The 11,747-nt window shown below is 59.2% G+C and carries 12 protein-coding genes; 7 read left to right on the top strand and 5 right to left on the bottom strand.

What is annotated here, in order from left to right:
• Positions 1-26: 26 nt before the first annotated feature.
• The 5 genes from FJU08_RS08015 to FJU08_RS07995 all read right to left on the bottom strand — a co-directional run bounded on the left by FJU08_RS08015 (position 27) and on the right by FJU08_RS07995 (position 4,920).
• Positions 27-668 (bottom strand): class I SAM-dependent methyltransferase, encoded by a 642-nt coding sequence (locus FJU08_RS08015; RefSeq protein WP_141148450.1) that lies wholly within the window; start codon positions 666-668, stop codon positions 27-29.
• A gap of 102 nt (positions 669-770) precedes the next feature.
• Positions 771-1,775, bottom strand: a complete 1,005-nt coding sequence (locus FJU08_RS08010) for a LacI family DNA-binding transcriptional regulator (RefSeq protein WP_141148449.1) — start codon at positions 1,773-1,775, stop codon at positions 771-773.
• A 62-nt stretch (positions 1,776-1,837) separates the two neighbouring features.
• Positions 1,838-3,724 (bottom strand): DUF2264 domain-containing protein, encoded by a 1,887-nt coding sequence (locus tag FJU08_RS08005; RefSeq protein WP_181409781.1) that lies wholly within the window; start codon positions 3,722-3,724, stop codon positions 1,838-1,840.
• Positions 3,725-3,902: 178 nt separating this feature from the next.
• Positions 3,903-4,301, bottom strand: a complete 399-nt coding sequence (locus FJU08_RS08000) for a c-type cytochrome (RefSeq protein ID WP_235890628.1) — start codon at positions 4,299-4,301, stop codon at positions 3,903-3,905.
• Positions 4,302-4,338: 37 nt separating this feature from the next.
• Positions 4,339-4,920 carry a thymidine kinase gene (locus FJU08_RS07995; protein WP_141148447.1) on the bottom strand — a complete coding sequence of 194 codons (582 nt, stop codon included), beginning with the start codon at positions 4,918-4,920 and terminating at the stop codon, positions 4,339-4,341.
• Positions 4,921-5,104: 184 nt separating this feature from the next.
• Here FJU08_RS07995 and FJU08_RS07990 point away from each other — a divergent pair, with 184 nt between their 5' ends.
• The 7 genes from FJU08_RS07990 to FJU08_RS07960 all read left to right on the top strand — a co-directional run bounded on the left by FJU08_RS07990 (position 5,105) and on the right by FJU08_RS07960 (position 11,735).
• Positions 5,105-6,055: a choline ABC transporter substrate-binding protein gene (locus FJU08_RS07990; protein WP_141148446.1), complete on the top strand. Its 951-nt coding sequence runs from the start codon at positions 5,105-5,107 to the stop codon at positions 6,053-6,055.
• Between the two features lie 75 nt (positions 6,056-6,130).
• Positions 6,131-6,976, top strand: a complete 846-nt coding sequence (choW, locus tag FJU08_RS07985) for a choline ABC transporter permease subunit (RefSeq protein ID WP_141148445.1) — start codon at positions 6,131-6,133, stop codon at positions 6,974-6,976.
• Complete coding sequence (gene choV / locus FJU08_RS07980) at positions 6,973-8,028, top strand: choline ABC transporter ATP-binding protein (RefSeq protein WP_141148444.1); 1,056 nt, start codon at positions 6,973-6,975, stop codon at positions 8,026-8,028. Before choW ends, choV begins: the two co-directional genes overlap by 4 nt.
• 89 nt (positions 8,029-8,117) lie before the next feature.
• The gene (locus tag FJU08_RS07975; protein WP_141148443.1) at positions 8,118-8,843 is read left to right on the top strand and encodes a HugZ family pyridoxamine 5'-phosphate oxidase; all 726 of its coding nucleotides are present in this window, start codon (positions 8,118-8,120) and stop codon (positions 8,841-8,843) included.
• 99 nt (positions 8,844-8,942) lie between these two features.
• Positions 8,943-9,281, top strand: coding sequence for an ArsR/SmtB family transcription factor (locus tag FJU08_RS07970; RefSeq protein ID WP_141148442.1), 339 nt, complete (start codon positions 8,943-8,945; stop codon positions 9,279-9,281).
• A gap of 135 nt (positions 9,282-9,416) precedes the next feature.
• Positions 9,417-10,745 (top strand): omega-aminotransferase AptA, encoded by a 1,329-nt coding sequence (aptA, locus tag FJU08_RS07965; protein WP_141148441.1) that lies wholly within the window; start codon positions 9,417-9,419, stop codon positions 10,743-10,745.
• A 117-nt stretch (positions 10,746-10,862) separates the two neighbouring features.
• Positions 10,863-11,735, top strand: a complete 873-nt coding sequence (locus tag FJU08_RS07960) for an aldose 1-epimerase family protein (protein WP_141148440.1) — start codon at positions 10,863-10,865, stop codon at positions 11,733-11,735.
• Positions 11,736-11,747 lie beyond the last annotated feature (12 nt).

Below are 11,747 nucleotides of genomic sequence, written 5' to 3'. Positions count from 1 at the left end.
TTCAGCGCTTCGCCCCACGGCCCAGCTTACACACGCGCGGCAATGATGAAGGGGCGCGGATCGGCCCCCTTGCTGGCATGATGCTCGGTCGTGATGACGTTGAAACCAGCATCGCGCAAGGCTCCGTTCAGCCTTTCGGCACTGAATGAAACGACATGCGGGGCCTTTCCGAAAAACTGCATGACCGGCAAGGCCACAAGCCTGATGAGGGGGTTCATCTCGTTGAGACAGGGGGTCTTTGAGATGAACAAGCCGCCAGGCTTCAGCATGGCATGGATGGCCGCAAGCGTCGCCGGCAGATCATGCACCACATGTAGATAGTTGAAGCCGAGGACCACATCAAAACGCGCCGCCTCCCCGGCCAGCACCTCAGCCGTGGCGCAGCGAAATTCAAGCCCTGCTGACGCTTCACTCTTTTGCTGCTTGTCTCTGGCGATCAGGATCATTTGCTCGGAAAAATCCGTCGCCAGATATCGCTCCACATGTGCGGCGAGCAGAAGCGCCGAACTTCCGGTGCCACATCCCAGTTCCGCGACATGGTCGCCCGGTTTCAAGTGAGCCTGGGTTCGCTCCAGCGTCCGCTCATAGGCCTTCTGGTCAGCAACCGGGGATTTCGCATATTTTTCCGCCAGCTTGTTCCAGAAGCCAGCATCCCTCTCCATATTCATCAAAATCCCCCGCCATAAGACGATCCTGCTGCAAATTGCCGAATCGAAGTTCACGGCAGAACCGTAACAGGAATATGAAGACTTACGACCTTTGCGCGCAGTTCAGTCAACATCGCGGCGGCATATGACCCCGGTGGAGGCGCGAATAACCAGACGCCCTGCCAGCTCGGCATAGACTGCGGTCAGGGCAGGCTCGCGAATCCGCGCGATCAGCCGGCGAAGCCCGTGAGCGCCGATCTCGCCGCGCGGCACGGCAACGGTCGTCAGCGGCGGACTGGCGCTGGCGGCCATGGGAATGTCATCGAAACCGACGACCGAAACATCATCCGGCACGCCAAGCCCGGCTTCGCCAAGGGCGGCCATGACACCAAAGGCAGCAGCATCATTCGGGCATTGCACGGCCGTAAAATCTGGCCTGCCACCATGAGCGGCCAGCCGTTTGCCGATCAGATCATAGGCGACATCCGGGTTCATCACCGACATATCGGCACAAAGCGCCGGATCATGCGGCAGACCGGCTTCGGCAAGCGCGAAACGCGCACCGCCGAACCGGTCCATCACTGGCAGACGCGCCCTGTGTTCCAGCATCAGAATACGGCGATGTCCAAGCCCGATCAGATGGCGCGCCGTGGCATAGCCGCCCGCCCGGTTTCCCGCCGCCACCGTATCAAGGCGCATCAGCGGATCGAAACCATTGACGATAATCGCTGGCAGATCATGGGCGACGAGCCCGGCAATCAACACTTCGTCCTGCACCGACATCAGGATATGTCCGTGCGCACCACGACGTGTCTTCAGGTCGCTTTCCTCCAGCCCTTCGCCAGGCCGGTGAACGCGCACGGTGATGCCGACCCCAAGCGCGAGCGCCGCTTCTTCGATCCCGCCAAACAACTCCTGCTGAAAGGCTGGCAGGCCGGACATGCCCATATCCAGTGCCGAATGAACAATCACCTCCGGTGCCGGCCCCTGACCGACATAATCAAGCCGGGCCGCCACCTGGGCAACGCGGGCCCGCACCGCATCGGAAATGCCATCGGCCCCGGACAGCGCCCGCGAGGCGGTGGCGATTGACACCCCCGCCTCGTCGGCAATTTCACGTAGTTTCACCCGGCGCCTGTTGCGCGTCAGTTCTCCAATCTCGGCCAGAGCGCCCGTCCTCCCTTCACCTGTCAGAATGCGTTGAGCACGATACCACGCGCGGCACAGAAACTTCTGACCGTTTCCGGTATTTCAACCGGCGGCAAGGCCTGCATCGGCCGCGTCACGCCGAAGGCGGCGGTGACCAGATAGGTCTCACCCGGCCCGACGCGTCCTTCGAGGCGCGGAAAAAGCGTGCGGGGAAAGCGCAGATTGGTATTGGGTGCTGCGCGGACATTCATCGCCATACGGTCGCCGGTGAGGTCACGGATCGCTGACGTGGCAAAGCCGGTGCGGATCATGGCAAGGCCGGGCTCGGTCTTCAGCCCCTCGGCAAAGCCGGGCGCATTTTCGCCGGTCCGGTCAAGCGAGAAGCCACTTTCGGCAATCACCAGCGCATCCTCGGTAACGATCCGGTGGATACGGACATGCCAGCCCTCGCCAGCAAAATCGAGCCAGCTTTCAACGGCAATACGCTCGTCCGGCCGCCAGCGCCCGAAGGCCATGTTCTGATCAATGCCCTCTTCAAGGATCTCGGCCCGTGAAATGAAGGTCTTTCCATCGCGTGAGATCATCATGCCACAGTCAACCGCGCTCTTGTCCGGCTGATCCGGGGAAACCATGTCGCACTTCACCGAAAAGGCGAAGGCCGAGGAATAGGCAAAACGGCTATATTTGGCGTCAAAACCGCGATGTTCGTGACCATCCTGGCCGCCGGTCAGCATCACCGTATCGCCTTCGGCACGCCGGACGATGAACCCCGCCGCCGGCGCAATCACGCGACCGCCGGGAAGCGCCTCAGGCGCTTCTTCCTCCGCCGCCCAGAAGGGGTGGTCCTTTTCAAGGCAGAGCACAAGAAAGCTTTTCAGCGCCCAATAGGGTGAACCCGGCGCATTATAGCTCTCCGACATGAAAAGGTTCGGATAGGCATAGCCGATATTCAGGATACCATCGCGATCGGTGATCGACCGGTTCGACCACCAGCGCAGATGGCGCAGCAAAAGCCCCTTGATCCGTCCCCAGGGCAGCACCTCCTCATCGGCAAAGGCACAGCCGGCCCAGAAGGCGCCTTCGGCAAAGCGATAGGTCAGCGACCGGCCATAGGGAATGGCGGCACCGTCATCGGCGAACCAGTGCTGAAAATCCTGCGCAAAAAGGCGCGCACGCTCGCGATAGCGCGCCGCATAATCGGGGAAGAGATCGCCCGCCACCTTGGTGACAACCAGACCGTAGAAATGCAGCGCCATCGGCGAATAATAGTCACGCTGGCGCCACTTGCCATCGAGATAATAGCCGTCGGCGATGTAAAAACTCTCGATCCGCTCCAGCGCAGCACGCACGGCCGCCTCCGACCATTCCTCGCCGACATTGCGCAGCGCCAGATTGGTCAGCACGCGGAAAAACAGCCAGTTATTGTCGGCCACATCATAGGTGTTGATCTTCAGAAGATAGCTGACCGCCTTCTTTTTCGCGGCTTCAGGCATCGGCTCCCAGAAGATTTTCGGGGCAACCAGCAGCGCCAGCGCAATACCGGCCATTTCCACCAGACGCTGATCAAAGGGGGCAATGTCACCCCAATATTCAGGATGCTCCGGGTCCATGCCATTGGCCAGTCCCTCGACATAGCGCCAGGCCTCGTCAAAGGCATAGCCGCCGGCAACCAGTGGTGCCATGCCCCATAGCGGCCGCACGAAGGCCTCCATGGCGGTCGCGCCGTCATCATAATGCGCAGCACCTGCCGATAATTCGATCCGGGCATTGCCCGCTGAGAAATGGTCTTTCAGTGGCGCAAAAAGCCGGGAAACCGCAACCGCCATGTCATCGCGGCTCTTGAGCGGATTGCCGTTCATCGGATTGTTCGCCGCCATTTTCTGGATGATCGGCAGCCTGTCCCAGGCAAATTCAGCTTCGTTCGACATCATGACCTCCCGGATCGTCTGGCGGCCCTCGCGCAGTGGCCGCATCAGCTGTTCGTCCGGCAATCTACGCCCGTTTTCATCAAGTGAAAACTTTGCGAAATACGTAAATTTTTTGCATAAATACCGATGAAAAACCCGGTGCACCAGTGGATGGCGACCGGGTCACGAAAGCTGGCAATCACTTGGCGGGGGGAAGGCTTTCCAGATAGGCCGCCAGATCCTGAGCGTCTGCCGCATCCCGGATCCCGGCAAAGGCCATACGGGTTTTCGGGACCATGGCACGGGGATTTTGCAGATATTCGGCAAGAAGCTCTGCCGTCCAGACATCATGCGTTGCGGCAAAATCCAGCATGGCGGGAGTGTATCTGTATTTCTCTGCGCTGGCGATCGGGCGGCCGGACAGGCCCGCAAGATAGGGGCCGACGCGATTTTGCGTTCCCTGAACTGTGTGACAGGCCTGGCAAGAGCGCTTGAACAGCGCCTCGCCCTTGGCCGGATCGCCGCCGGCAAACGCCGATTCGGCCAGGAAACCGCATGCAGCCATAAGGATGAGAGAGGCAGTAAAGGCTGTTCGCATGCGCGCGCAATCTCCGTTATGGCCGTGCAGCTTGCCGCTAGCGCCGGCCGGTTTTTTCCTTCCAGTGCAGCCGGCAATAGGAGACATAGCGCTCATTGCCGCCGACTTCGATCTGCGGCCCGTCTATCAGGGCATTGCCCTTCTGATCAAGCCTTGCCACCATGGTCGCCTTGCGGCCGCAATGGCAGATAGTGCGCACTTCGCGCACCTCATCGGCAAGAGCGAAGAGTTCTGCCGTTGCCGGGAACAGTTCCCCTTTGAAATCGGTTCTCAAACCATAGGCCATCACCGCCAGCCTTGCTTCATCGACAACGCGAGCCAGCTGCCAGACATGGGCAGCCGTCATGAAATGCGCTTCATCGACAAAAATGCAATCGATCGGCTTTTCGGCATTGAGCCGCAAAACCATCTCGAACAGATCCGTATCGGCATCGAAAACCTCTGCTTCGGCCTTGAGCCCGATCCGCGATGCGACGATGCCGGTTCCCGCCCGGTCGTCAAAGGCAGCCGCCAGAATAACGGCATGCATGCCGCGTTCGCGATAGTTATAGGCGGCCTGGAGCAGGAGTGTCGACTTGCCTGCATTCATAGTAGCGTAGTGGAAGTGTAGCTTGGCCATGGTCCTGTCTTTCGGTGCTGCCTCTAAATGCCGCTGTCGGCGGTCACGAAAAAGCCCAAAATTCAGCTAGCCACAGAAAAGCGCATTCGGGTGCCCGCCGGGTCAGCGATGTGCTGCGGTTGAGTTGTGCTGACGCTGCCGCTACAAAACAGACAAATGGCAAACGGGAACAGATGGAGACGTCATGATGGAACTGAAACGATCGGCCCTTGCTCTGGCGATCACGGCAATTCTTTCGACAGGGGCGCTGGCCGCCGATCCGGACAGCTGCAAGACCGTCCGCTTTTCCGATGTCGGCTGGACCGACATCACCGCAACCACGGCCACCACCAGCGTCATTCTGAAAGCGATCGGCTACGAGCCGGATACCAAGGTTCTCTCGGTTCCGGTGACCTATACCGCGCTGAAAAACAAGGATATCGACGTTTTCCTCGGCAACTGGATGCCGACCATGGAAGGCGACATCGGCCCCTATCGCGAAGATGGCTCCGTTGAAACCGTTCGTGAAAATCTTGAGGGCGCAAAATACACACTGGCCACCAATGAATATGGCGCGGAACTCGGCATCAAGGATTTCGCCGATATCGCCGCCCACAAGGATGAGCTCGACGGCAAGATCTACGGCATCGAACCCGGCAATGACGGCAACCGCCTGATCATCGACATGATCGACAAGAACGATTTCGGCCTCGGCGATTTCCAGATCGTCGAATCCTCCGAACAGGGCATGCTTGCCCAGGTGGCCCGCCTCGACAAATCAAAGAAGCCGATCATCTTCCTCGGCTGGGCGCCGCATCCGATGAATGCGAAGTTTGACCTGACCTATCTTTCGGGCGGCGATGATATTTTTGGACCCGATTTCGGCGGCGCGACCGTCTACACCAATGTCCGCGCAGGCTATCTTGATGAATGCCCCAATGTCGGCGCCTTCCTGAAGAACCTGAAATTCTCGTTGCCCATGGAAAACGAGATCATGGGCGCCATCCTCGATGATGGCACCGATCCGGAAAAGGCAGCGACAGCCTGGCTGAAGGCCAATCCCGATACGCTTGGCCCCTGGCTTGAAGGTGTGACCACCTTTGATGGCTCGGGCGATGCACTGCCAGCCGTCAAGACTGCACTTGGCCTCAACTGAAGCCTCTCAACCCAGGAGGACGGTCGCATAATGACCGTCCTCTGCCCCTGAATGCGTCAATCCGGGACGAAAAACGTGGACTGGCTGACTGAACACCAAATCCCCCTCGGCCGGTGGGCCAAGCTCGCTGTCGACTGGCTGACCGATAATGGCGCCGGTTTCTTCGATGCGCTCGCCGCACTGATGTCGGCTGTCATCGACGGTCTTCTCTATCTGCTGCAGGCACCGCCTCCCTTGGTCGTGGTTGCCGTCATCGCGCTGATCGCCTTCGCGCTGCGCCGGTCTGTCACGGTTGCCATCGGCACCATCCTAGGCTTTCTGCTGATCATCAATCAGGGTTACTGGAAGGAAACCACCGAAACGCTGTCGCTGGTGCTGGCCTCCACCGCCGTCTCCATGCTGGTCGGCGTGCCGCTCGGCATCGTCGCTGCGCGCCGGAAATGGTTCTACACAATACTGCGGCCGCTGCTTGATCTGATGCAGACCATCCCGACCTTTGTCTATCTGATCCCGGCACTCATCCTTTTCGGGCTCGGCATGGTTCCGGGGTTGATCGCCACCGTCATCTTTGCCATTCCCGCACCGATCCGGCTGACGCGGCTTGGCATCGTCTCGACGCCTGCTCCGCTGGTGGAGGCGGCGCAATCCTTCGGTGCCACCTCGTGGCAGGTGCTGCTGAAGGTCGAGCTTCCCTATGCCACCGCCCAGATCATGGCCGGGCTGACACAGACGATCATGCTGTCGCTGTCCATGGTGGTCATTGCCGCCCTTGTCGGCGCTGACGGTCTTGGCGTGCCCGTTCTGCGCGCGCTCAACACCGTCAATGTCGCCAAGGGGTTCGAAGCGGGCCTGTGCATTGTCGTTCTGGCGATAATCCTCGACCGCATGTTCAAGGTTGACGGTGCGGGAGACAGAAAATGAGTGCTGCGGTTCTGTTTGAAAATGTCGATATCGTCTTCGGCCACAGACCGGAACGCGCACTGCCGCTGATCGATGCAGGCCACAGTCGCGATGACATTGCCAGAAAGACCGACAATGTGGTCGGTGTTGCCAATGCATCACTCGCCGTAGAAGAAGGCGAGATCCTGGTGCTGATGGGGCTGTCCGGTTCCGGGAAATCCACCCTGATGCGCGCCGTCAACGGGCTTGCGCCCGTCACCCGCGGCCGCGTGGCGGTCGAGACCGATCATGGTCCGGTCGATCCCTATCACACACCGGCAAAGGTGCTGCGCGACCTGCGCATGCACACCGTTTCCATGGTGTTTCAGCAATTTGCACTACTGCCCTGGCGCAGCGTCGCCGAAAATGTCGGCTTCGGGCTGGAACTGGCCGGCATGAAAGCGGCAGAGCGCAAGCGCCGCGTCGAACAGCAGCTGGAACTTGTCAACCTGTCGCAATGGGCCAACCATCCGGTCGCAGCGCTTTCTGGCGGCATGCAGCAGCGCGTCGGGCTTGCAAGGGCTTTTGCCACCGGCGCGCCAATCCTATTGATGGACGAACCCTTCTCCGCGCTTGATCCGCTGATCCGCTCGCATCTTCAGGACGAGCTTCTGGATATCCAGCGTCGGCTGAGAAAAACCATTTTATTCGTCAGCCACGACCTCGACGAGGCCTTCAAGCTCGGCAATCGCATCGCCATCATGGAAGGCGGGCGTATTATCCAGTGCGGCACGCCCCGCGAAATCGTCAGCCGCCCGGCAAACAGCTATGTCTTTGATTTTGTGCAGAACATGAATCCGATCAACATGCTGACCGCGGCCGATGTGATGCAGCCGAGCACGGCCCCCGACGGTCTGCGCGCCAGCGTCGCCGGCACGGCACGGCCTGAAACGCCGTTGCTTGATATCCTCGATGTCATCGCCGGAAGCGAAGGCAGTATCGGCGTGGTCGATCACGGACGGATCGTCGGCACGATCAGCGCGCGCGACATTGTTTCCGGGCTCACCGTCCACCGCAAACAAGACCGTGATTGACCGGCGCCCTCCGCACATCAACGGAAAGCACGTGGTTTTCCACCGATAATATGATAACTTCGCCCTAGATTAACCAATCTGAGTCGGCAATGACGGAAGCCACGAATATCCTGCGATCAACAGATGACGAGGCGCGACTGCTTGCGGAGCGGCTGCTTCACGAGGCGCGCTTTGCTGCTTTGGCAACGCTTGAGCCAGGCTCCGGTTTTCCGCTGGTTACCCGCGTCCTGATCGGCTTCGATGTTGAGGGCAGGCCATGCCTGCTTTTGTCAAGGCTTGCTGCGCATCGCCAGGCTGTCGAGGCTGATTCGCGCGTCTCGCTGCTCCTTGGTGAACCGGGCAAGGGCGATCCGCTTGCCCATGCCCGCATGACACTGCGCTGCCATGCGGAAATTGTCAGCCGTGACAGCGCTGATCATGACCGTTTGAAAACCCGCTTCCTGCGCCGGCATCCAAAATCGGCGCTTTATATCGATTTCCCCGATTTTTCCTTCTTCCGTCTTGAGCCGCATTCGGCCAGTCTCAACGGTGGCTTCGGCCGGGCCTTTGCACTGACCGCTGATGATCTGCGACCGTTCAGATTTCCGGAACCAGCCCCGGAATTTGACGAGGAGAAGATGATCGGAATCGTTACAGACCAGATTGAAAACGGCGCTCTGCCGGCGTTTTCCGGCATGAAATGCATCGGTGCTGATCCTGGTGGCGTTGACCTTGCAGACGGTTCAACCTTGTCGCGCATCCCTTTAAACACGCTGAATATGACAGAAACGGAGCTAGAAATGCTCTTATCCCGCCAAAAAATGCGAATATCTTAGATTTGAGAGTGTACGCACCCGTCAATTTTATTTATTCAAAACAGACAAAAGCAGCAGAAGCGGTGCAAACCGCAACAAATGCGAAACCGGAATTCAAGAATGGACACCAAAACTCTTTCCGAGCGCTCCACAAACGTTGCAGGCGTCCTGTCGGCCATGGCCAATGCCAAACGTTTAGAAATTCTCTGTGCGCTTGTTGAATGTGAATTGCCTGTCGGGCTATTGGCAAACCGTGTCGGCCTGAGCCAATCTGCGCTTTCCCAGCATCTTTCCAAGCTGCGCGCCCAAAATCTTGTGACCACGCGCCGAGAGGCGCAGACGATCTTCTACACCAGTAATGCCGATCCGGTTCTCAAGCTGCTTGGTGCGCTGGAAGACATCTACTGCCAGGAAACCGACTGGCCGCAGCATTCCGGAGCGCAGGCCAGCGCACCATAACAGCATTGTCGGAATGCGACCTTTGGTCGTGTGTCGATCTTGCTTGACGCATGGTTTCACCCTGCTAACGTGCGGCCCACAAAAACACCAAAAACAGTCAGCCCGCAGAGCGGGCTTTTTTCAGTGGAGCAGTTGATGTCTGATCGACGCAATATCACCCCGAACGATATGCGGGCTTTCTGGATGCCCTTTACCGCCAATCGGCAGTTCAAGCAGGAACCACGCCTGTTCGTCGCCGCGAAGGACATGTATTACACAACCCATGACGGCCGTAAGGTTCTCGATGGCACGGCAGGCCTGTGGTGCAACAATGCTGGCCATTGCCGCCCGAAGATCACCGAGGCAATCCAGGCACAGGCCGCAGAGCTTGACTATGCACCGGCCTTCCAGCTCGGCCACCCCAAGGCCTTCGAACTTGCAAACCGTCTGACGGATATTTCGCCGGAAGGTATGAACCATGTATTCTTCACCAATTCCGGTTCGGAATCGGTCGATACCGCGCTGAAGATTGCCCGTGCCTATCATCAGGTTCGTGGCGAAGGATCGCGCTACATGTTCGTCGCCCGCGAGCGTGCCTATCACGGCATCAATATCGGTGGCACCTCGGTCTGCGGCATCGTTGCCGACCGCAAGACCTTCGGCCCCATGCTGCCGGGCGTTGATTTCATGCCGCATACCCACATGCCGGAAAAGAACGCCTTCACCAAGGGCGAGCCGGAACATGGCGTTGAACTGGCGGATTATCTGGAACGCATCATCGGCCTGCATGATGCCTCAAGCATTGCCGCCGTCATCGTCGAGCCGGTTTCGGGCTCCACCGGCGTTCTCATTCCGCCGAAGGGCTATCTGAAGCGCCTGCGCGACATCTGCACCAAGCATGGCATCCTGCTGATCTTCGACGAAGTCATCACCGGCTATGGCCGCCTGGGCGCCGCCTTCGCATCGGAATATTTCGGCGTCGTTCCCGATATCATGACGACCGCCAAGGGCCTCACCAATGGCGTCATCCCGATGGGTGCCGTCTTTGTGCGCGACGAAATTCATGATGCTTTCATGAACGGTCCGGACCACGCCATCGAATTCATGCATGGCTACACCTATTCCGGCAACCCGATCGCCTCGGCCGCAGGCCTTGCAACGATTGAAACCTATCAGGAAGAAGGCCTTCTGACCCGCGGCGCCGAAATCGGCCCCTATTGGGAAGAACAGCTGCACAGCCTGCGCGATTGCCCGCATGTCATCGACATTCGCAATATTGGCCTGATTGGCGCGATCGAGCTTTCACCGCTGGCCGGCGAGCCGACCAAACGCGCCTTCAACGCCTTCCTCAAGGCCTATGAAGACGGCCTGCTGATCCGCACCACCGGTGATATCATCGCCCTGTCGCCGCCGCTGATCATCTCCAAGTCGGAGATCGATGAATTGTTCGACAAGCTGCGCAAGGTGCTGATGGCAACCGCCTGACGTCCTGAAAGAATTGAAAACGCCGCGCCTCGAAAACGCGGCGTTTTTCATTGCTGCCAGCGCGGAAATGTTTTGAAATGTCCGTCAGAAATCGATCGACAGAAACGAGGAAGCTTAATGTCCGAGACCATACGCATCGCTAATGACGAACTCGTCGTGACCGTCGCAACGCTCGGGGCGGAAACGCAGACCCTTGAAACGACCGACGGTCGCTCATGGCTGTGGAACGGCGATCCCGCCTTCTGGACCGGTCGCGCGCCGATCCTCTTTCCGATCGTCGGCAAAGCCGCCAATGACATGATCGAGATCGATGGCGTGCGCATGCCGATGAAGCAGCATGGTTTCGCCCGCCGTTCGCTCTTCAGCGTGGCGGAACAGACCGAAAGCCTGTGCCGCCTGGAACTTGGCCCCTCCGAGGAGACCCGCGCCGCCTATCCTTTCGACTTTCTGCTTTCGGTTACGCATGCGCTTGAAGGCCGCAGCCTGAAGGTGACAGCGCGCGTCGAGAACCATGACAAGGTCGCAATGCCCTTTGGCTTTGGCTTCCACCCCGCCTTCTGCTGGCCTATGCCCGGCATGACCAAGGGCAGCGTCCATCACGTGGCGCTTGAGAATCGGGCAGAACCGCCGCTCGTGCGTCTGCGTGATGGCCTGATCGACCTGACGCCACTGCCCTCCCCCTTCTCCGAAGGCCTGCTGGCGCTGGACCATGACTATTTCATCGATGATGCGATGATCTTTCCTGAAGGCGCTGGCGACCGGTTGACGCTGAGTGCCGAAAACGGCCCGTCGCTCGCCTTCAGCTTTGAAAACCTGCCCAATCTGGCGCTGTGGACCAAACCCGGCGCGCCCTATATCTGCATTGAGCCCTGGCACGGCATGGCCGAGGCGCACGGCAAGGGATCCGATATCGTCAACAGACCCTCGACCAAGATCCTGCCGCCAGGTGAAACTGCAGAATTTTCCTTTGCCGTTACCATTGAAGGCTAAGCGCGGCGGCGT

Origin of the sequence: Martelella alba (genome assembly GCF_006516955.1) — a bacterium.
Lineage (GTDB): Bacteria > Pseudomonadota > Alphaproteobacteria > Rhizobiales > Rhizobiaceae > Martelella > Martelella alba.
The sequence above is the reverse complement of the archived record's forward strand: the minus strand, read 5'-3'. Positions and strand labels throughout refer to the sequence as shown.